This is a genomic window from Rhizobium cerradonense (genome assembly GCF_030182455.1).
Taxonomy (GTDB): Bacteria; Pseudomonadota; Alphaproteobacteria; order Rhizobiales; family Rhizobiaceae; genus Rhizobium.
In genome coordinates this window covers 539,506-559,461 of record NZ_JAQJCK010000002.1, presented here as the reverse complement: position 1 = coordinate 559,461, position 19,956 = coordinate 539,506, and the positions used below count along the sequence as shown (strand labels likewise).

Here is a 19,956-nt window from a genome sequence, read left to right as displayed (position 1 = left end):
GCCCGGATGACAGGCGGCCTTTATAACAAAAAAGCCGCCTCGAATTTTCGGGCGGCTCACTCGTCGTCTTTGAACACGATTGGTCGAGGCCGCTTCAGCGTGCCCACCACCAAACTGCAATGTTGTTCAAGGACATGTTCATGGCGGGAATTGTTAGCGTGAGATGAGGTGATGCGCAAGCCGCAATCTCAGGGAACGGGCAGAAACGATGTTCGCCTCTGCCCTCGCCTTTTAAATCTGCCGCCCAGCCGCTGCGAAAAACTCCTCCGGTCCATCGACTTCGATCAACCGTTTTCGGTCTATAAGCCAAAAGCGATTGCCGACGGCGCGCACGAAGCTGCGATCGTGAGAAACAAGCAGGCAACTTGCCTCCTGCGCCATCAGCTCACCTTCCAGCGCTTCCTGCCCATCGATATCGAGATGGTTGGTCGGCTCATCGAGCAGGTAGAAGTTCGGATTGGTTAGCCGGAGCACCAGTATGGACAAGCGCGCCTTCTGGCCGCCCGAAAGCCTGCCGATGGCACGGCCTTGCATGTCGACACCCATGCCCGCACCAGCGAGCAGCGTGCGCGCCCGCTGTTCGCCGAGTTCGAACAGCCGCGTAATGACCCCGAGCGGCATATCGTCCGGATCGAGATTGGAGAGCGCCTGATCGCTATAGCCTAGCGCCAGCGAAGGTGTTGCCTTGATCGCCCCCGGTGCGCTCTGATCGGCAATAGCCTTGCGGATCATCTCGATAAGCCGGGTCTTGCCCGCCCCATTATGGCCAAGCAGGACGATGCGATCGCCCTGGCAGATCCAGCGTTTGCCGGTCTTGAACAACAATGTGCCATCCGGCGTCTCGACGGACGCATCGTCCAGCGTCACCAATATCTTGGCCTGAATGCCGCGATTGGCGAGCTTGATTGCGCCGGACGAACGCTCTTGGTGGCCCGGCCGTGCCGCATCCTCCAGCCGCTCGGCGCGTGCCTTGAGCTGCTTCGTCTTCACCGTCAGCAGGTCGCTGCCGGAATTGATGCCGAGATTGTTAAGCTTGGCCGCCTGCTTGCGCAGTTGCTGCGCCGTCTTCATGTCCTTCTGGTAACGCCGCTCATCCGAGGCGTCGGCCTCGTCCAACACTGCCCGTGCCGGGCCATAGGGCAAGGCGTAGGCCGCCGATTGTTCCTGACGCAGGAACAGTGTGCGGTTGGTGACGGCATCGAGAAAGGCGCGGTCGTGGCTCGATATCAGAACCGGCACATCGCGTGGCAGAGCGTTCAACCAATCTTCGAGCAGCGCGATCTTGGCGAGATCGAGATGGTTGGTCGGCTCATCCAGCAGCAGGACGTCCGGCTCGGTTACCCAGACACGGGCGAGCATGGCAAGCCGCTGCCAACCACCGCTGAGATTGGCAAGCGCCCTCTCCCGCAGCGCCTGCGGGACGTCGAGCGAATCCAGAACGACGTCGACGCGCCAGCCCTCGCTCTCGGCTTGTTCGGCCGGCAGAGCGCGAAGTACCGCATCGTGGAAAGACATGTCAGCCAGAGCGGCGGGCACATTCTGTTCGACATATCCAACCCGAAGGCCGCGCGAACGGGTAATGTCGCCCACCGTTGGCTCCAGCCTGCCGGCGATGCAATTGAGCAGCGTGGATTTCCCCCGGCCATTTGCGGCAACGAGGCCGATGCGGTCGCCGGCGCTGACGGTGAAATTCAGATTGGAGATAAGCGGCACACCCAGGGTGATGCCGAAATTGCGGAGATTGATCAGAGTCATGGTTTTCTTCCGGTCCGACCAAGCAAGCCAGCAACAGGCGCCTTATCGCCATATGATGCTGAAGTTGCTCGGTAGATGTCGTGATACGGCTGCTTGAACGCAAAAATTCAGCGCCGCATTACCCAACAGGGGCAGACCAGGAGGAAATGAGTGAGAGACAGCCTCTGATCAGCCCTGCAAACGCATTTGCAGGGCATGAGTCGGACCGAACTGGCGATTACGCCAGACAAACGTCATCATGCGGTCCTCCTCTCTCAATAGGTTGCGCTGCCTTGATAGCATTGAACGCTGTGATAGACAATCGCGCGGCGTTTACGGGCAATCCGATGTTCGGGACGACGAAGCTGAGCATGCGCCCGGCTTCGTCCAATTGCTCAGGCTGCGAAATATTCGTCTCGATCGATGTCCTGAAGGAGGCCGGGCTGCTCCGGCAGCCATCCCAGCAATTCCCGTGTCCGTTGGCTGGAGGCCGGGCAATCGAGCCCGGCAAAATGTGCGAACCAGCCGAAGTGCTCTGCGGCCTCCTCCTGCGTCTTGCCGACGACCGGCAGGTTCAGGCGGCGGCCGATCACGCCGGCGATCTCCCGGAACGGTACGCCCTCTTCGGCGACGCCGTGGTATCGGGCGGCCCCGGCCTCCGTCTCAAGCGCAAGCCGGTAGAGACGGGCGGCGTCGAGCCGATGCACTGCCGGCCAGAGGTTCTGCCCTTCGCCGATATAGGCGGAAACACCTTTCTCGCGGGCAATGCGGATGAGGATCGGAACGAAACCATGATCGCCGACGCCGTGGACCGAGGGAGGAAGCCGCATCGCCGATGCGCGCACCCCTTTCGCGGCAATCGACAAAACCGCCTGTTCGGAAGCGACGCGAGGAAACGAAGCGGGACCGAATTCCGGAATCTGGTCTTCGATCGCGAGACGACCCGGCGAAAGCAGCCCGGTCCCGGAGGTAACAATCAGGCGGCGGTCGGAACCCGCCAGCGTCAAGCCGAGTGCCTCGATGACGCGCCTGTCCATCTCGCAATTTTCCGCAATTTTCGAGAAGTCGTGATTGAAACCAGTATGGATCACGCCATCCGAAGCGGCCGCGCCACTACGCAGGCTTTCCAGATCTTCAAGATCGCCTCGATGCACCTCGGCACCTGCGGCGACAAGAGATTTGGCACCGGCCTCAGAGCGGGTGAGACCGAGTACCCGATGGCCGGCATCGATCAATTCAGCAACAACAGCGGACCCTACGAAACCGGTCGCGCCGGTAACAAAAACACGCATGGGAAATTCTCCAGGTTCAAACTGAGAACACTATCCACGGATCAATTATCAGGGTAAAGTAGTGACCTTATACGGGTATAATGACTAATAGGACGAACATGCCGGCCGCAGACCACAACCCGCTTGGAACCTACCTCCGGGATCGCCGCACCAAGCTCGATCCGACCGCTTTTGGCCTTCCGCCGGGACGCAGGCGAACGGCCGGGCTGAGGCGCGAGGAAGTGGCACAGCGCGCCAATATCAGCGCGACATGGTACACATGGCTCGAACAAGGCCGTGGCGGCGCGCCCTCAGCCGATGTACTGGACCGGATCACCCGCGCCCTGATGCTGACGAATGTCGAGCGCGAGCACCTCTTCCTCCTTGCCCTCGGCCGGCCGCCCGAGGTCCATTACCAGCCGGCCGAGGGGGTGAGACCACGGCTTCAACGCGTGCTGGACTCGCTGGAGCTCAGCCCGGCGCTTGTGAAGAATTCCACCTGGGATATCATTGCCTGGAACCGTGCCGCTTCGGTCGTGCTCGCCAACTATGGCGATATCCCGCCGGAAGAACGCAACATTCTGCGTCTCGTTTTCTCCAGCTCCCGTGTGCGCAACGCCATGCCGGAATGGGAGGCCGATGCCCGCTTCATCGTGGCAGCGTTCCGCACTGAGGTGGCCCGGGCCGGAGCCGCCGAAAACGTCAAAGGCCTGGTCGAGGATCTTAGCCGCCGAAGCCCGGAATTCGAGGCGATGTGGCGCGACAACGACGTGCGCAGCTATGGCGAAGGCACCAAACATCTGCATCATCCGACCGCCGGTCCGATCGCCCTCGAATATTCAAGTTTTACGGTCGACGGCAGGCCCGATCTCGGCATGGTGGTCTACAATCCCGCGACATCGTCGGATGTAGACAAGGTAAGAGCGCTGCTCGCCGATCAGGCCTGACCAGTCGACCGGCAATACGGACAGCACGAAGGCCAGAAAATAGGAAAAGGGCGATGCCGAAGCACCGCCCTTTCTGCCATCACGATGAGGTCGCTTAGAACTTCTGCGTCAGCGTCAGCTTGAAGGTCCGGCCCGGTTCCGAATAGAATTCGTGCGGCTGGGTCAGGCTGGTCGAAGCGACATTGAGTGCGTCGTAATAAGTCTTGTTGAAGATGTTGTAGACGCCGGCGCGCAGTGTCAGGCCCTTCACCTGCTCCGGCTCCCACCATCCCGTCAGATCGAAGATGCCGTAGCCCGGCGTGCGGAAGCTGTCGCCATCCTTCTTCGGTTCGCTCGTCGCCGTGATGAAGGTCAGGTCGGTTCCCCAGATCTCGGTGGCATAGCCGACGGTGAAGGCAGCCTTGGCCGGAGCGACGGAGTCGAGCCATTCGCCAGTGTCGGAGTCCTTGCCATTGGCATAGGCGAGCGCACCCTTGATATGGATGCCGTTGTCGAACTTCTTGTGCGCATTGACCTCGATGCCGAAGATACGGACATTGGCGCGGTTGAAGTACTCGGTGATCCCCAGCGGATAAGTGCCTGTCGGATCGACGGAGTTCTCGCTGTCGATGAAGTTCTTGTATTTGTTGTAGAACCCGCCGATATGGCCGCCGAAATCGTCGTCGCCGAGGTTCGCGCCGATTTCGACGCCATTGCTGGTCTCCGGCTTCAGATCGGGATTACCGTAGCTGACATAGCCGCCGGGGACGCCATAGTTCAGGTAGAGTTCGCTAACATTCGGCGCACGGAAACCCATGGCCCATTGCGCATAAAGCTCGACATTGTCCTGCGGCTGGTACGCCGCGCGCAGCTTCGGCGAGAAGCGGGTATCGGACTGTCCGGATGGCAGGCTGGTATAGTTGGCGCTGTCGCGATAGGCGTCGGTATTCTTTAGCGAATAGTCATACCAGTCGAAGCGCAGGCCCGGCGTCAAAGAGAAGCCGCTGGAACCGATCTCGATCTTGTCGTCGACGAAGGCGCCGACGCGCTTGCCATCAACATCCGGCATATCAGACTGGTTGGTGTGCAGGAATGCGCAAGTAGCGCGCCAACGGGGAAGATTGCAGCTATCGCCACCGGCTGAATACTGATGCGTCTTGGTGAAGGCGACGTCGAGGCCGAAGGTGACGTTGTGATGCAGGCTACCGGTGTCGAAGGACTTCGAGGCATTGCCGTTGAAGCCGATGCTGCGATCTTCGACCTCGTTGCGGCGCCAATAATCGCCGATGACGGAGGTATAGCGATACCCTTCGGCGCCGTTTTCGCGCAGCAAATTCTGCCAGTAGAAAACCGCATTGGCGGTATCGATCAGAGAATCCTTGCTGTCAGCTTCGTATTTGTAGTCGAGCGAAACGCGGTTGCGTTCGATATTGTCGGTCTCATCATAGTTGCCGGGGCGGAAGTTGCCGGTCGGGCTCTGCTTGCTGCGCCAATCGGTGTCTGTGTCCTTATTGAAATGCTCCGCCGTGATGCCGAAGGTGCCGACATCGGTGTATTGGCGGATCTTGAAGAGGCCGTTGCGCTGGTTGTAGTCGGCCGGATCGGCTTCAGTGCGCTTGGTGGAATAGCCGCCAACGTCGCCGTTGTTTTCCAGCTCATGTCCGTGCGTATATCCGGCCTCGAAAAGGACAGCGGTATTGTCGATGCGCTTGGCAACGGCGGCTGACCCGCCGAGGCTGCGGTCGTCGCCATTATAGCCGAGTTTGAAGACGCCGCCCCAGGTGGCGTTGGCGCCGATCAGGTCTTCCGGCTCCAGCGTGCGCAGCACGAAAGCGCCGCCAAGGGCACCGGAACCAGCGCGGCTGGAATCGGAGCCCCGTACGATGTCGACTGTCGAAAGCGTGTTGAAGTCGAAACTGTTGACGCCGCCATCCGCATCACGCGCGCCGTCGAGCAGGAACGGGACCTCGATACCGTCGATCGTCGTCAACACGCGGTCGTCTTCCAGGCCGCGAATATTGATGCTGCCGCTGGTGCGATCGAAGCCGACGCCGACCTCAGTACTGCGGCCGAGGTCCTCGATACGGGTGATCTGATTGTCGTCGATCTCCTGAGCTGTCGTCTCGGTGGTCGTCGGCGAGTCGGCGAGCACGTCTTTCGACGCTTTCCCCTTGACTACGATCGGCTTCAGCTCCGTTCCGCGATCGCTCTTCGCCGCCGCTTCGCCCGTGGTCGTATCATTTTGATTTGCCGTCTGCGCATAAGAGGCTGTGCCGAGCCCAAAGGCCAGAAACGCCGTGCATGCCAAGAGAACCGAGCGGGATCGCCGGACAACCATAACCATTCCTTTCGAATTGCTTCACCGGGCTGGCTGGTTGGTGCTTCTGACGCACGCAAGGGGCTGGCTGGGTTCATTTTAGTTAACGAAGCGGAGCAATTTCCGCCTTCTTTCTGCCGCATAAAAAACATGACTATAATTGTCAATATATTTAGCCAGAATAATCATGAATAAAATTATCATGTTTTAATGCAAACCAATAAAGTTGCTGAATTGCAACGAAATCGCTGCATCGAGCGTTTCTCCCGGCGTTGCCATTAGAAATGGGTGAAATACTTGATGCTGTTCCGGATCATCTCCGTCACCACCGCCGTCGCCATGTTGACGGCCGCCTCCCTCCCCGAGACCGGCCCGATGCCGCAGCCCAAGCCGGATAACGAACAAACCCAGGCGCCCAGCGATCTTCCGGTACCGGCACCAAAACCAGAGGCTTCCGAGACCGAACCACCCGCGAAGGAAATGCAGGGGCCGCCAAAGCCACCGCTGACCATCGCAGCGGAATCGGACGAAGAGCATCAGGCCTGTCTTAGAGAATTGAGCGCCATGGGTGCGGTATTCAAGGACATTCCCCGCATCGATGATGGCAACGGCTGCGGCATCGACAAGCCGATTGCCCTCTCCGAACCATTGCCGGGCATCAAGATGAAACCGGAAGGCACACTGCGCTGCGAGGCCGCCCTGGCGCTAGCCCACTGGATGAAGGAAAGCGTGATCCCCGCTGCCGCAACCGCGCTGAAGGACAATGGCCGGATTACCGAGATCAACCAGGCCTCGACCTATATCTGCCGCCTGCGCAACAACGCTACCACCGGCAAGATTTCGGAACATGCACGCGGCAATGCCATCGACATCGCCAGCTTCACTTTCGAAAACGGGAAGACCGTCGGCATCGAGCCCCGCCACGAAGACCCGACGCTGACAGGTGCGTTCCAGCGCAGCGCCAGCGCCTCCGCCTGCCTCTACTTCAGAACCGTCCTGGACCCGGACAGCGACGCCGCGCACGAGACCCATTTCCATCTGGACGTGCTGAAAAGGAACGGCGAGTTCAGATACTGCCACTAAACCTCAGGCTTGAGACGGCCGCGGATGCGCGGACGCAGTTGCACTGGAATCAGAACTTAAAACAATCCCTCGATATACCCCTGATCATTGAGGAAAATCCGTTCTGCTGCCGGTGATTTCGGCAGGCCCGGCATGGTCATGATCTCGCCGGTGATAACGACGACGAAGCCGGCGCCGGCGGAGAGACGCACTTCGCGGACGGGCACGATATGACCCTCCGGCGCGCCGCGGACGTTCGGGTCCGTTGAGAAGGAATATTGCGTCTTCGCCATACAGACGGGCAGATGACCGTAGCCCTGATCCTCCCAAGAACGCAGTTGGTCGCGCACGGCCTTGTCGGCAGTCACCTCGCCGGCGTGATAGATCTTCGAGGCGACGATCTCGATCTTTTCAAGCAGGGAGAGATTGTCGGGATAAAGCGGCAGGAATTTCGCCTGGCCGGATTCGGCAAGCTCGACCACCTTATAGGCAAGTTCTTCGATCCCCGCCGATCCCTCGGCCCAGTGACGGCAAAGGATAGCTTCGGCACCGAGGCGCGCCACATAATTCTTCAGCGCCTCGATCTCCGCATCCGTATCCGAGATGAAATGATTGATGGCAACGACAACCGGCACGCCGAATTTGCGGACATTGGCGACGTGCCGGCCGAGATTGGCGCAGCCCTTCACCAGGGCTGCGACATTCTCCTGCCCGAGATCATCCCTCTTGACACCGCCATTCATTTTCAGTGCCCGCACCGTTGCGACGATAACGGCCGCATCCGGAGAAAGGCCGGCCTTGCGGCACTTGATATCGAAGAATTTTTCCGCGCCGAGATCGGCGCCGAAGCCCGCTTCGGTCACGACATAGTCGCCGAGCTTCAGCGCCGTGCGCGTGGCGATTACCGAATTGCAGCCATGGGCGATGTTGGCGAAGGGGCCGCCATGCACCAAGGCCGGATTGTTCTCCAGCGTCTGCACCAGGTTCGGCTGCATCGCGTCCTTGAGCAGTACCGCCATTGCCCCATCCGCCTTGAGGTCGCGGGCATAGACCGGCGTACGGTCGCGGCGGTAACCGATGATGATGTTGCCGAGCCGCTTTTCGAGATCCGTCAGATCGGAAGCCAGGCAGAGGATCGCCATGACTTCTGAGGCGACGGTGATATCGAAACCGCTCTCGCGCGGGAAACCATTGGCCACGCCACCGAGCGAGGTGACGACATCGCGCAGAGCCCGGTCGTTCATGTCCATGGCGCGGCGCCAGGTGATGCGGCGGACATCGATATTCTGTTCGTTGCCCCAATAGATATGATTGTCGATCAGCGCCGCCAAAAGATTGTGCGCCGCAGTGACGGCGTGGAAATCGCCGGTGAAATGCAGGTTGATGTCTTCCATCGGGATGACCTGCGCATAACCGCCGCCCGCCGCGCCGCCCTTCACGCCGAAGCAAGGTCCGAGCGAGGCCTCACGCACGCAGACGATCGCCTTCTTGCCGATACGGTTGAGGCCGTCGCCGAGGCCAACGGTCGTCGTCGTCTTCCCCTCGCCGGCCGGCGTCGGATTGATGGCGGTGACGAGGATCAGCTTGCCGTCCTTGTTGCCCGCCTTCGAAGCGATGAACTTCGCTCCGATCTTCGCCTTGTCATGCCCGTAAGGCGCGAGATCTTCAGCGGGAATGCCGAGCTTGGCGCCGATCTCGACGATCGGCAATTTCTTCGCGGCGCGCGCGATTTCTATATCGGATTTCACCGCTTTCATAACACCCGTTCCCGCCCTGAACATGGAGGCATTCACCCTGCCGGGATAGCCCAATAAATATCGACTGTGAATAGCCGCAGATTGCAGTCCTTTCCGAAACCATGCTGCCTTGCAGCAAAGCACTGACAGACCTATTTTCGCGGGCGAGCTGTAAAGCGAATGGAAAAGGATAAGGCATGAAGTCCCTGGAACTACTGGTCGAGCGCATCATTCTCTCCAGCCGTTGGATTCTGGTGGTCTTCTATCTCGGCCTTGCGGCTGCGCTCGCCATCTATGGCGTCTCGTTCGGCTACAAATTCCTGAAGGTCGCCGCCGGCGTCTTTGAGTATGACGAGGCGGATATGATTCTCGCCATTCTCGGCCTGATCGATGCCGCACTGGTGGCCAGCCTCATCGTCATGGTGATGATTTCCGGCTACGAAAATTTCGTCAGCCGCTTCGACGAGGCCGACGACGAAGTCTCTTTCCTCGGCAAGCTCGATTCCGGCAGCCTGAAGATCAAGGTCGCTTCTTCCATCGTCGCCATTTCGTCGATCCACCTCTTGCAGATATTTCTCAACGCCACCCAATATGAAAACGGCAAGCTGATGTGGCTGACGATCATGCACCTCGCCTTCGTCGTCTCGGCGCTTCTGCTCGGCTATCTCGAAAAGATCATGGCAAAGGCCAAAGGCAAGGACGCCTGAGGCCTAAAAGCGCGGTTATTCGCCGACTGCTGCCGGGGCACTCGAGGCGGCCGGCGGGACAGCACACTCCGCAATCGATTGGTTGCTCTTACAGTCCCTTGCGGCAACGAGTTGGTCGGCAGCGGCAAGCTCCGTCGTCAATCGCAGCTTCAGTGCATCCATCTGCGCGATGAGATGGATCGAACTCGGCCGAGTGCCGAGCATCAGGCCGACAAGCGATTTATCAACGCCCATCTCATTCAGAAAACCGACGAGCCTCGCCGTCTGTTTCCGATCGAGCTTGGTCGTATCGTGCTTGCCGACGAATTTGCGCCCCACCTCCCGTGTGGACAGGACCTTTCGCTTGCCATTCACCAATTCATATTCCGTGCGGTATTGGACGCGCACCTCGCTGTAGGTGGTGGTGATCTGATGAACGCCAAGGAGCGCGAAGGGGCTGGAGACACGCTCGGTGCCGCCGGCAAAAAACAGCGGGCACGCCGAAAAGCAGATGGCGCCGAGGGAAAAAGTCTCGCCCCTGATGGAGCCATCCTTTGCGCGGGCAGCCGAACAGATCGGCTCGGCATAGGAGCAATCGCGCGAACGCGTCCTGCCGACAGCAATCGCAAGTTTCTGCTTACGAATGACGTAGGCCATCTCCATGGCCGCCCGAACATCACCGCCCGGCGAGCTGACGATGATCGGCAATTTCCTGCCGCCGAGGCGTTTCAGCAGCCTTTGCAATTTCTTCGGCGAATCCGCCATGATCTGCCCTTCGGCGGAGATCCAGTCCGGGCAGTTATTATTGGCGCGGCACCAGGCCATGTCACCATGCACCAGAATGAAGTCCATGGATTGCCCGGCGCCAGCGCCGGCAGCCTCAGCAGGCGTGAAGGAAGGCAACAGAAGCAAAACGGTTGCCAGGAGCCACAAGGCCCTTTGGCAACGCCGAGCGACATGCTGCGGGAACAAACGGAAGATCATAAACTAGAAGCCTGGAAGCGATTGCTATGAAAGACCGATAGCAATCGCTTTTGACCTTCGCAAGGCAAGCCTTGATGGCCGTCCGTCGGCCCTCGCCCATGGCCGATCGGCCGACATTGCCGCCTGTCATTTCCGGACGTGAGCGACGCTCACACCTGTGCAGCAGTGGAGAAGTCAAGGCAGCAAGATTTTTGCTCGAAAATGTCACTTTTCGGAAAAGTAATACAAATCAGAACTTTACCATATTAAGACATATGAAAATGGAATTATTTCTGAATGGTGTCGCAAATTTGTCTCTAGCATTCGCCCGGAAATCCGGTATTTGATACCGATAACACGCTATGGGCGCCTATATCCAAATGTCCTATATCATCACCGCCGAGAGACAATTATTGCTTTCCGCCGAGTTGGCAACGGCCCGCACACAGACGGCTTTTGCACAGGCTTTGGAGCGTGCGAGTTCCGCTTTCGGTTTCAGCCACGTAGCCCTCATGAACGCTCCGGCTTCGGAAGATTCCATGCTGGCGCCGCTTGTCGTCGAAGGCTCGCTGCCGCCGCAGTTTCTGCGTGATTTCGATCGTTACCAGTTGCTCCGCCGCTGCTCCATGTTGATGCGTGCGCGGGACTCTGTCATGCCGCGCCCGTGGCACCTGCTGGAAAAGGGCGCCGTCCAGGACATGGACCTGCCGCGCGAGCTGCGCACACTCTTCACCAACCACAATTGTACGATGGGCATCGTTATTCCCATCAATTCCTCTGACGGACAGCGCCTCGTCTTCTGGTTCATGGGCAATCGCAGCAGTCTTGGGCAGAGCGAGCTCAACGAGCTCACCATGATCATGCTGCAAGGGCTCGACACCTACAATTGCATCAAGCGCAACGACGGTTCCGTGCCGCATATGCTTTCCGCCAGGGAGCTGGAAGTGGTTCGCTGGACGGCGCAGGGCAAAACTTCAGTCGAGATCGGCCAAATTCTTTCCCTCTCCGATCACACGGTCAACGCCTATATGACCAATGCGATCCGGAAGCTCGATTGCGTTAATCGCACGCAGCTGGTCGCCAAGGCCATCCGATTAAAGCTCATTAGCTAGTCGTTTTACCAAATTCCACTAACGACCGCCTTGCCCTTTAACGGCCACCGAGAACGGTGCGCATCTCCACCAGATTCGAGCGCACACGCAGGATGTAGAATCCCATGGTCGCGAGATGGCTCGGCATGATCCAGCCGTCTTCGCGCCCGTTCGAAATGATCGCCGGCTGGATCCGCAAGGCGGCTTGCAACTGCTTCATGGTGCCGGTCCAGAGCGTACCAAGATTGCGCTCGGCGATGACCTGCTGGAAATCGGCGCCAACGGCGCTCAGGATGCCGTAATAGCCATAGAGCTGACCGTAGGCGAACCAGAAACGGTCATCGGCGCGCATGTCAAACCAGCCGTAATTGTGGTTCTCCGATCGCTCCGCCAGAATGTCCGAGGTACTGCCGAGATCGTTGGCGACGCGATCGATGAATTGCAGGAGGTTGTCGGCGCGGCTGTCGAACACGGCATTACAGGTACCGAGATCGTTGTTGAACTTGCGCAGGCTGCCGATTGCCGCGCGATAATAGCTCGGTGTGGGCGTCTTCGGACCAAAGGGACGCATGCCGAAATACCAGCTCGTTTCGTCGAATTGCAGATTGCCACGCGCGCTCTGCAGATCGCTGTTGATGCCGGATGTGCCGCGCACGCGGCCGAGCGTATCGACCAGTTCTACCGAAGTGCGCCGCACCGCCTGGTTCACGCCGCGCTGAAACGCCGCCTTGTTGTCGAGGAAAGGCGTGTCATCCCAGCTCATGCCGAAGAACCCCAGCTTGTAGAGCAGCATCGAGGAGATCCAGGCATTCTGGTTGACGTTGAAATCGGTGAGGTCAGCGGTAACGTCGACGATCGCGGAGGTCTGGCAGGTCTTCGGCGTATTCGCGACGGCCTGCTGTCCATTCACGGCCGGCAGTTCCTGCCCTGCCCCGACCTTGCGGTCTGAAAACTTGTAGACGTCAGGATAATTGGCATCGAAGCCGCTCCAGGCCTGCGTCTGCCAGATAAAATAGATGTAGAGCGTCCCGATCAGCGCCAGGAAGACGGCAATCGGCAGCTTGATCAGCCAATTGCGCTGCCGGTACCAGCCGTGAGCGGCGAGGAAAGGCCAGAGTATCCAAACGACGAGAAGCCCCAGGCCGCGTGCAATGGCGCGGCCGATCCGCTTGAAGAACGCGGCGATCGAATCAAGCATGAACCTCTCCTTTGCTGCGCCGCGCGTCCCTTGGACAAGCATGGGACGCAGGACACCTTGAGCCTGCACGTGCATGAAAATCGCTCTGGATTTTCATGCATGTGGAGGCATGTCGCTATTCTCGCTCAAGCAGATATGTGTTCCCAAGGGAGACAGCAACCGGCTGTTGTCATTTTTCAATCAATGATCAGGTCTCCGGCTCGGTCTCAGCCGACGACTCGACGACAGCCGCAGGGGCGGCCAGCAGATGCGGCTCCAGCCGCCGCGTAAAGACGTCATCGGCGCGAGCCTTGCGCGCAGCGAGATCATGCCCCGCAAGCACGTTCGCCTCGAAGGCCGCGATCAGAGCGGCAACCCTGGCTGGCCTTTCGGTGGCCGGCAACGGCGGCACAGCTTCCGATATCACCGCGTTCAGCAAGGCAATCCGCTGCTCGATGTCGATGGCAAGCTTGCCCGCCATCGCATTGACGGCGGCGATTTTTACGTTGAGGACATTCGCCAGTTCCTCGTAGATATCGATCAGCCGCTGTAGCGCTGTCCGCCCCGGCTGCAATGCCCGCTCCTGCTCATGAAGAGCATCCTGCTCGGCGACCAACCTGCTATACTCCGCCTCCAATTCCGATCGTGAAGCGACATCGCGAGCGCTGGAAATGCTGCTGCGCCGGTCGAAAATTCTTGGAATAAAAGCATCCGCTTGGCGCTGCACTTCTTCTATCTCGAAATCAATATGCTGCCGCCGCTCGATGATCCGCACGAGATGCGCCTCGCAATCGCGGAAGGACCGAACCAGCGCCGGTCGGGCGGTCTTGAACTGCGTATCGAGCGACGCTGACGCTGCAAGGGCCGCATCGAGATCGGCCGCGATCGACGCCGGCTCGGCACGGCCCTGGCCCATCCGGCGCCCGAGCAGCCCCGACGTATCGATCCCGGCCTTCTCATCGAACAGCCGCCGGTGTTGCAAATCCGCGGCCGCGGTCAATAAATCGAGTTGCTTCACCAGCGACAGCGCCAGGGTTTTCCAGCGATCGAGCAACTCGATCGTCTCGCGTACCAGCGCCTCTTCCACCGGGAAATTGATGGCATCGAAACGTCCATTGCCCTTGGCATTGCGGCCGAGCCCGGCATTGGCCGCATCCATGCCCTTGATCGCGTCCTCAAGCATCGCGCGGGCCTTGTCGATTTCGCCGTCGAAGGAGTGGGCCTTGACCATGAAAGCGTCTCTCAATTGCCGTTGCCAGCGAGACTAACCGCTTATATGCGCAAAGAAAATGCCCCGAGCGTGCAAGCCAGCCTCAGTGTGCGACAGCCGGGCTCTTCAAATAGGCGATCAGATTGTCCAGATCCTTGTCACTCTTCAAACCGGGGAAAGTCATCTTCGTGCCCTTCACCAGGAATTGCGGACTGGGCAGATATTTTCTGAGCAGCGCCTCGTCCCAGACCTTGCCGTCGGCACCGAACGCCTTCATCGCCGGCGAATAGCTGTAATCGGGGATGGTGGCGACGGGACGACCGACGACGCCCATCAGCGACGGCCCGACATGGTTCTCATGTTCGGTTGCCGTGTGGCAGACGGCGCACTTCTTGAAGACTGCCGCACCGGCAACTGCATCCCCATCGGCAAGCGCGGCCGAAGCGGAAAAAAGAACGGCGGCCACGGCCGTCAGACAGCGCAACTTCATGATTCCTCCACCATCGGATGTCTGGACGTATTCCCGACAGCCGCGACCATAGAGAAATTCGCCGCCGCCTGCCGGATGACGCAATGCCGCGGGCACTTCACTCCCCGGCCATGGCCTCTTCCCAGTGACGGCGGCAGAGAGAAACATATTTGTCGCTGCCGCCGATCTCGATCTGCGCCCCCTCATGCACCACCCTGCCCTGTCCGTCGAGGCGCACCAGCATCGTCGCCTTGCGGCTGCAGTGGCAGATCGTCCGCACCTCGCGCATCTCGTCGGCAATCGTCAAAAGTTCCTGCGAGCCCGGAAACAGCTTGCCTTGGAAATCCGTGCGCAGCCCGTAAGCCATGACGGGCACGCCGAGGCGATCGACGATGTGGGCAAGCTGCCAAACCTGCTCGCGCGAGAGGAACTGCGCCTCGTCGACGAAGACGCAGGCAAGCGCTTCCTCGGCGTGCAGATTGTCCGCCATCGCAAAGAGATCGTCCGTTTGATCGAAAGGTGTGGCGGCCATCTCCAGGCCGATGCGCGAGGCGATCTTGCCGCGACCGGCGCGGTCATCCAGGGCGGCGATAAAGGCAACGGTCCGCATGCCGCGTTCTTGATAATTATAGGCCGCCTGCAGCAGCATGGTCGACTTGCCGGCGTTCATCGTTGAATAGTGGAAGTAAAGCTTGGCCATGATATTCTCCTTGAGCGTCTCATGGGTTTTCCATCGCCGGAAGGAAAGACGCCTTTGGCGAAAACCACAGGAATTGCGGGCTTAGGTGGAACAAGATCGCCTCGGCAACACACGGCTGAAAAAAACGTAAGGGAGTCGCAATCAGCCCCCGCAAACCGGCGCAAATACAATGAGGTCGCTTGAAAATGTCAGTTATTGGTGGTTGCTTGGGAACGTTAGACTGGGAGTCACACAATGATAAAAATGACTTTAACCGCATTTGCCTTCGCCTCAGCTCTTTCCGCGCTGACGCTGGGTGCAACCACCGCATCCGCCGCTGAGCCGGCAAGCTGTGGCACCGTACATTTCGCCGATGTGGGCTGGACCGACATCACCTCCACCACGGCGACGGCCTCCGTCCTCCTGAAGGCGCTCGGCTACGACACCGACGTCAAAGTGCTCGCCGTGCCGGTGACCTATCAGTCGTTGAAGAACAAGGACATCGACGTGTTCCTCGGCAACTGGATGCCCTCCATGGCCGAGAACATCAAACCGTTTGCCGCCGACAAGTCGGTCGAAACCGTTCGCCCCAATCTCGAAGGTGCGAAATACACGCTTGCGACGAACGCAAAGGGCGCGGAGCTCGGTATCAAGGATTTCAAGGATATCGCCACGCACAAGGATGATCTCGACGGCAAGATCTACGGCATCGAGCCGGGCAATGACGGCAATCGCCTGGTTATCGACATGGTCGACAAGAACACCTTCGGCCTCAAGGGCTTCGAAGTGGTCGAGTCCTCCGAACAGGGCATGCTTGCCCAGGTTTCGCGGGCCGACAAGGAAGGCAAGCCGATCGTCTTCCTCGGCTGGGCTCCCCACCCGATGAACACGACCTACAAAATGACCTACCTCACGGGCGGTGACGACATCTTCGGACCGAACTTCGGCGGCGCAACCGTCTATACCAACGTCCGCGCAGGCTATCTGCAGGAATGCCCGAATGTCGGCACCTTCGTTAAAAACCTCGTCTTCTCGCTGCCGATGGAAAACGAGATCATGGGCAAGATCCTGAATGACGGCAAGGAGCCGGAGGCGGCTGCCACGGAATGGCTGAAGGCTAATCCGACCGCGGTTACTCCCTGGCTCGCTGGCGTCACCGCCAAGGACGGCAGTGATGGGCAGGCGGCAATCAAGTCCAAGCTCGGCCTTTGACATCCGGGGACAAGGGGCGGCTCAACCGCCCCTTTCTCTTCCGTGAACGAGACTGCTTCCCTCCTATTGCGTCACACATCGGGCAGCGACCCGCATGGCGCCATAGGCCGTTATTCTCCGGCGGCCCTATCCGGAATTATTTGAGACGCCCGGAATCGCCGCCCCAATGGTGGGCAAAGACGTGAACTGGTTAAACGATTACCGCATCCCTATCGGTCCATGGGCCAAGGCCTTCGTGGATTGGCTGACGAGCAATTTCATATGGTTCTTCGACGGCCTTTCCTTCGTTGCCTCGCATGGGATCAAAGGACTTTTGTTCCTCTTGCAGGCACCGCATCCGCTGGTCGTTGTGATCATTTTCGCGGCCGTTGCCTACTGGCTGCGCCGGAGCATTCCGGTCACGATCCTGACCCTGGTCGGCCTGTTGATCACCATCAACCAGGGTTACTGGAAGGAGACGACCGAGACGCTTGCGCTGGTGCTGGCCTCCACTTTCGTCTGTATGCTCGTGGGCGTCCCCCTCGGCATCGCCGCCGCTCGCCGTCCATGGCTCTATGCCTTCATGCGACCGGTCCTCGACCTGATGCAGACTATCCCGACCTTCGTCTATCTGGTGCCGGCGATGATTCTGCTCGGCCTCGGCATGGTACCGGGCCTGATCGCCACCGTCGTCTTCGCCATTCCCGCATCGATCCGTATGACCCGCCTCGGCATCATCTCGACGCCGCCCTCTCTCGTCGAAGCAGCCGAAGCCTTCGGCGCGACACCGCGACAGGTGCTGCGCAAGGTCGAGGTGCCCTTTGCCACGCCACAGATCATGGCCGGTTTGACGCAGACGATCATGCTCTCGCTCTCGATGGTCTCCATCGCCGCCCTCGTCGGCGCGCCTGGCCTCGGCGTGCCGGTACTGCGCGCATTGAACAGCGTCAACGTCGCCAAGAGCTTTGATTCCGGCTCCTGCATCGTCATCCTGGCGATCATTCTCGACCGCATGTTCCGTGCCCCCGGCGAAGGAGAAAAATCATGACCACCGCCGTCGGCTTCAAAAATGTCAGCATCATCTTTGGCGATCGTCCCGAGACAGCGCTGAAACTTGCCGATGCCGGCAAGTCGCGCGACGAGATCGGCAAGGCGACCGGCCTTGTGCTCGGCGTCGCCAACGCCTCGCTCGAGATCGAGGAAGGCGAAATCCTCGTGCTCATGGGCCTCTCCGGCTCAGGCAAGTCGACGCTGCTGCGCGCGGTCAACGGCCTGGCGCCGGTCGTGCGCGGCGATGTCATTGTCAATAGCAAGGCCGGACCGGTCAATCCGTATAGCTGTAACCCCAAGGCGCTGCGCGACCTGCGCATGCATACCGTTTCGATGGTGTTCCAGCAGTTCGCGTTGCTGCCCTGGCGTACCGTCGCCGACAATGTCGGCTTCGGACTGGAGCTGGCCGGCGTGCCCGAGGCTGAGCGCAAGAAGCGCGTCGACGAGCAGTTGCAGCTCGTCAACCTGACGCAATGGGCAAACCGCAAGGTCAACGAGCTCTCTGGCGGCATGCAGCAGCGCGTCGGCCTCGCCCGCGCTTTTGCGACCGGCGCGCCGATCCTGCTCATGGATGAGCCGTTCTCTGCGCTCGATCCGCTGATCCGCACCCGCCTGCAGGACGAACTTCTGGAATTCCAGCGCCGTCTGAAGCGGACGATCCTCTTCGTCAGTCACGATCTCGACGAGGCCTTCCGCATCGGCAACCGCATCGCCATCATGGAGAGCGGACGGATCATCCAGTGCGGCACGCCGCAGGAAATCGTCAAAAACCCCGCCGATCAATATGTCGCTGACTTCGTGCAGCACATGAACCCGATCAGCATGTTGACCGCCCGCGACGTCATGCAACAGGGTCTCGGCCACTCCGCAGCAGGCGGCTCGGTCACTGCCACAGCAACGGCCACAACGCCGCTCGTCGATATTCTCGACGCGCTGACGCATCAGCCCGGCAATATCGGCGTCGTTGACAACGGCGTGATTATCGGGACGATTTCCGCCCAGGATGTCGTGGCTGGCCTCACCAGCCACCGGCGGAGAGAGTAGTCTATCCTCATGCTCTCTCCTGCCCTGCGAGAGAGCGACTATGAACGATAAACCGTCCGTATTGCGGGAAACCGATGACGAGGCGCGCAAGCAGGCACGTATCCTGCTGCGCGCCGCTCGTTATGCGGCCATGGCCGTCATCGATCCGGAAACAGGCTTCCCTTCCGTCAGCCGCGTACTGACCGGCACGGATATCGACGGCGTGCCCGTCATTCTCGTCTCCGGCCTTTCAGCCCATACCAAGGCGCTGGCGAGAGATCCCCGCGCCTCGCTTCTCTTCGGGGAACCAGGCAAAGGCGACCCGCTCGCCCATCCGCGCCTCAGCGTTCAATGCAACGCCGAACGCGTCGATCGCGAAAACCGTCTGTACGGACGCATTCGTTCGCGCTTTCTCGCCCGGCACCCCAAGGCAAAGCTTTATGCCGATTTTGCCGATTTCTGCTTTTTCCGCCTCATACCGCTTACCGCCAGTCTTAATGGCGGTTTTGGAAAAGCATATGTCCTGCCCGGGAACGATCTGATGATTCTCTCGACGGCTAGCGAGATGATTGCTGAACAGGCAGATGCGATAGTGCGAGAATTACTAGCCCACTACCCTTGTATCATTACAACTATAGTGGAGAGGTTGAGAGGATCGGGCGGTAAAAATTGGCGTATTTGTGGCTTAGATATGGCAGGAATCGACCTAATTCGGGGAGATGAGACGCTAAGATGGGAATTTGACCCACCATTGTCGGAGTTGCAGGGCACTCATACATACATATCTAAAATAGCATACTCGATACCTTAAATTTAGGTATATACAATCTTTGGCCTATATTGGTATTGTTACTTATCGGATTAATTCCCCGATTAGAAAAATACCCCCGCAATTTCTGATGTACGCTCCGCATTAGGAAGATTAAAAGATGAAGACAAGAAATTTGGCCGAACACTCCAACGTGGCGGCAGCATTATTATCTGCTATGGCGAACCCGAAGCGCCTTATGATTCTTTGCAGCCTGGTCAAAGGGGAAGTTCCGGTTGGCGTATTGGCCAATCAGGTGGGGCTCAGCCAATCTGCACTCTCCCAGCATCTTTCGAAGCTGCGCGCCCAGAAGCTGGTGAAGACCCGCCGCGATGCTCAAACGATTTACTACTCCAGTACTTCAGACTCGGTCATCCGGGTTCTGGAAACGCTGGAAGACATTTATTGTGAACCGGAAAAAAGTAGATCGGCTGCTTAATAGCCAAAACTGGCTCTAGGTATGTCGAGGCAAGATCTCTAAGGAAAAGATAATTTCCGACCCTTAAGATCAAGCCCCTTTCATCACCACGTATATAACTGATTTGGCTGGCAAATTTCCCAAT

Annotated in this window: 18 protein-coding genes; 9 read left to right on the top strand and 9 right to left on the bottom strand. The window is 59.2% G+C overall.

The window, feature by feature from the left end; genetic code table 11:
* Nucleotides 1–231: 231 nt before the first annotated feature.
* A complete protein-coding gene (locus PH547_RS06860) occupies nt 232–1,755 on the bottom strand; it encodes an ABC-F family ATP-binding cassette domain-containing protein (RefSeq protein ID WP_104823788.1) in 1,524 nt (507 codons plus the stop codon).
* Between the two features lie 374 nt (nt 1,756–2,129).
* On the bottom strand, nt 2,130–3,026 hold the full coding sequence (locus tag PH547_RS06855; protein WP_285167850.1) for an SDR family oxidoreductase: 897 nt from the start codon (nt 3,024–3,026) through the stop codon (nt 2,130–2,132).
* Between the two features lie 98 nt (nt 3,027–3,124).
* Here PH547_RS06855 and PH547_RS06850 point away from each other — a divergent pair, with 98 nt between their 5' ends.
* A complete protein-coding gene (locus PH547_RS06850; RefSeq protein ID WP_285167849.1) occupies nt 3,125–3,952 on the top strand; it encodes a helix-turn-helix transcriptional regulator in 828 nt (275 codons plus the stop codon).
* 94 nt (nt 3,953–4,046) lie between these two features.
* Here PH547_RS06850 and PH547_RS06845 read toward each other — a convergent pair whose 3' ends face one another.
* Complete coding sequence (locus PH547_RS06845; protein WP_285167848.1) at nt 4,047–6,269, bottom strand: TonB-dependent hemoglobin/transferrin/lactoferrin family receptor; 2,223 nt, start codon at nt 6,267–6,269, stop codon at nt 4,047–4,049.
* Nucleotides 6,270–6,548: 279 nt separating this feature from the next.
* Between PH547_RS06845 and PH547_RS06840 the strand changes: the two genes are divergently transcribed.
* Nucleotides 6,549–7,331: an extensin-like domain-containing protein gene (locus PH547_RS06840; protein ID WP_285167847.1), complete on the top strand. Its 783-nt coding sequence runs from the start codon at nt 6,549–6,551 to the stop codon at nt 7,329–7,331.
* A 56-nt stretch (nt 7,332–7,387) separates the two neighbouring features.
* Here PH547_RS06840 and PH547_RS06835 read toward each other — a convergent pair whose 3' ends face one another.
* The gene (locus PH547_RS06835; protein WP_285167846.1) at nt 7,388–9,067 is read right to left on the bottom strand and encodes a formate--tetrahydrofolate ligase; all 1,680 of its coding nucleotides are present in this window, start codon (nt 9,065–9,067) and stop codon (nt 7,388–7,390) included.
* A 176-nt stretch (nt 9,068–9,243) separates the two neighbouring features.
* Here PH547_RS06835 and PH547_RS06830 point away from each other — a divergent pair, with 176 nt between their 5' ends.
* A complete protein-coding gene (locus PH547_RS06830; protein ID WP_104823794.1) occupies nt 9,244–9,753 on the top strand; it encodes a TIGR00645 family protein in 510 nt (169 codons plus the stop codon).
* A 15-nt stretch (nt 9,754–9,768) separates the two neighbouring features.
* Here the strand turns inward: PH547_RS06830 and PH547_RS06825 are convergent, their stop codons facing one another.
* Complete coding sequence (locus tag PH547_RS06825; protein WP_245463871.1) at nt 9,769–10,644, bottom strand: COG3904 family protein; 876 nt, start codon at nt 10,642–10,644, stop codon at nt 9,769–9,771.
* A 431-nt stretch (nt 10,645–11,075) separates the two neighbouring features.
* Here PH547_RS06825 and PH547_RS06820 point away from each other — a divergent pair, with 431 nt between their 5' ends.
* Complete coding sequence (locus PH547_RS06820; RefSeq protein ID WP_104825163.1) at nt 11,076–11,807, top strand: helix-turn-helix transcriptional regulator; 732 nt, start codon at nt 11,076–11,078, stop codon at nt 11,805–11,807.
* A 37-nt stretch (nt 11,808–11,844) separates the two neighbouring features.
* Here the strand turns inward: PH547_RS06820 and PH547_RS06815 are convergent, their stop codons facing one another.
* The 4 genes from PH547_RS06815 to PH547_RS06800 form a co-directional block, all read right to left on the bottom strand.
* Complete coding sequence (locus tag PH547_RS06815; RefSeq protein WP_104823796.1) at nt 11,845–12,984, bottom strand: DUF2333 family protein; 1,140 nt, start codon at nt 12,982–12,984, stop codon at nt 11,845–11,847.
* 187 nt (nt 12,985–13,171) lie between these two features.
* Nucleotides 13,172–14,194, bottom strand: a complete 1,023-nt coding sequence (locus PH547_RS06810; protein ID WP_104823797.1) for a hypothetical protein — start codon at nt 14,192–14,194, stop codon at nt 13,172–13,174.
* 82 nt (nt 14,195–14,276) lie between these two features.
* A complete protein-coding gene (locus PH547_RS06805; protein ID WP_104825164.1) occupies nt 14,277–14,663 on the bottom strand; it encodes a c-type cytochrome in 387 nt (128 codons plus the stop codon).
* Nucleotides 14,664–14,760: 97 nt separating this feature from the next.
* Nucleotides 14,761–15,342 carry a thymidine kinase gene (locus PH547_RS06800; protein ID WP_104823798.1) on the bottom strand — a complete coding sequence of 194 codons (582 nt, stop codon included), beginning with the start codon at nt 15,340–15,342 and terminating at the stop codon, nt 14,761–14,763.
* A 234-nt stretch (nt 15,343–15,576) separates the two neighbouring features.
* On the opposite strand from PH547_RS06800, the gene PH547_RS06795 reads away from it, so the two are divergent.
* The 5 genes from PH547_RS06795 to PH547_RS06775 all read left to right on the top strand — a co-directional run bounded on the left by PH547_RS06795 (nt 15,577) and on the right by PH547_RS06775 (nt 19,832).
* Nucleotides 15,577–16,533 carry a choline ABC transporter substrate-binding protein gene (locus tag PH547_RS06795; RefSeq protein ID WP_104823799.1) on the top strand — a complete coding sequence of 319 codons (957 nt, stop codon included), beginning with the start codon at nt 15,577–15,579 and terminating at the stop codon, nt 16,531–16,533.
* 166 nt (nt 16,534–16,699) lie between these two features.
* Nucleotides 16,700–17,560, top strand: a complete 861-nt coding sequence (choW, locus tag PH547_RS06790; RefSeq protein ID WP_245463873.1) for a choline ABC transporter permease subunit — start codon at nt 16,700–16,702, stop codon at nt 17,558–17,560.
* Nucleotides 17,557–18,606: a choline ABC transporter ATP-binding protein gene (gene choV / locus PH547_RS06785; RefSeq protein ID WP_285167845.1), complete on the top strand. Its 1,050-nt coding sequence runs from the start codon at nt 17,557–17,559 to the stop codon at nt 18,604–18,606. The genes choW and choV overlap by 4 nt, the downstream gene beginning before the upstream one ends.
* 40 nt (nt 18,607–18,646) lie before the next feature.
* Entirely contained in the window at nt 18,647–19,396 is a 750-nt protein-coding gene (locus PH547_RS06780) for a HugZ family pyridoxamine 5'-phosphate oxidase (RefSeq protein ID WP_285167844.1), read from the top strand.
* Between the two features lie 118 nt (nt 19,397–19,514).
* Nucleotides 19,515–19,832 (top strand): ArsR/SmtB family transcription factor, encoded by a 318-nt coding sequence (locus tag PH547_RS06775; protein ID WP_028751732.1) that lies wholly within the window; start codon nt 19,515–19,517, stop codon nt 19,830–19,832.
* The last annotated feature ends 124 nt before the right edge of the window (nt 19,833–19,956 follow it).

What these genes read in the sequence shown, in the direction of transcription:
- PH547_RS06830 (WP_104823794.1), top strand. Translation starts at nt 9,244, where the DNA reads ATGAAGTCCCTGGAACTACTGGTCGAGCGCATCATTCTCTCCAGCCGT.
- PH547_RS06840 (WP_285167847.1), top strand. Translation starts at nt 6,549, where the DNA reads ATGCTGTTCCGGATCATCTCCGTCACCACCGCCGTCGCCATGTTGACG.
- PH547_RS06805 (WP_104825164.1), bottom strand. Translation starts at nt 14,663, where the DNA reads ATGAAGTTGCGCTGTCTGACGGCCGTGGCCGCCGTTCTTTTTTCCGCT.
- PH547_RS06845 (WP_285167848.1), bottom strand. Translation starts at nt 6,269, where the DNA reads ATGGTTGTCCGGCGATCCCGCTCGGTTCTCTTGGCATGCACGGCGTTT.
- PH547_RS06860 (WP_104823788.1), bottom strand. Translation starts at nt 1,755, where the DNA reads ATGACTCTGATCAATCTCCGCAATTTCGGCATCACCCTGGGTGTGCCG.
- PH547_RS06820 (WP_104825163.1), top strand. Translation starts at nt 11,076, where the DNA reads ATGTCCTATATCATCACCGCCGAGAGACAATTATTGCTTTCCGCCGAG.
- PH547_RS06775 (WP_028751732.1), top strand. Translation starts at nt 19,515, where the DNA reads ATGAAGACAAGAAATTTGGCCGAACACTCCAACGTGGCGGCAGCATTA.
- choW (WP_245463873.1), top strand. Translation starts at nt 16,700, where the DNA reads ATGGTGGGCAAAGACGTGAACTGGTTAAACGATTACCGCATCCCTATC.
- PH547_RS06850 (WP_285167849.1), top strand. Translation starts at nt 3,125, where the DNA reads ATGCCGGCCGCAGACCACAACCCGCTTGGAACCTACCTCCGGGATCGC.
- PH547_RS06855 (WP_285167850.1), bottom strand. Translation starts at nt 3,026, where the DNA reads ATGCGTGTTTTTGTTACCGGCGCGACCGGTTTCGTAGGGTCCGCTGTT.
- PH547_RS06835 (WP_285167846.1), bottom strand. Translation starts at nt 9,067, where the DNA reads ATGAAAGCGGTGAAATCCGATATAGAAATCGCGCGCGCCGCGAAGAAA.
- PH547_RS06780 (WP_285167844.1), top strand. Translation starts at nt 18,647, where the DNA reads ATGAACGATAAACCGTCCGTATTGCGGGAAACCGATGACGAGGCGCGC.
- PH547_RS06800 (WP_104823798.1), bottom strand. Translation starts at nt 15,342, where the DNA reads ATGGCCAAGCTTTACTTCCACTATTCAACGATGAACGCCGGCAAGTCG.
- PH547_RS06795 (WP_104823799.1), top strand. Translation starts at nt 15,577, where the DNA reads ATGATAAAAATGACTTTAACCGCATTTGCCTTCGCCTCAGCTCTTTCC.
- PH547_RS06815 (WP_104823796.1), bottom strand. Translation starts at nt 12,984, where the DNA reads ATGCTTGATTCGATCGCCGCGTTCTTCAAGCGGATCGGCCGCGCCATT.
- PH547_RS06810 (WP_104823797.1), bottom strand. Translation starts at nt 14,194, where the DNA reads ATGGTCAAGGCCCACTCCTTCGACGGCGAAATCGACAAGGCCCGCGCG.
- choV (WP_285167845.1), top strand. Translation starts at nt 17,557, where the DNA reads ATGACCACCGCCGTCGGCTTCAAAAATGTCAGCATCATCTTTGGCGAT.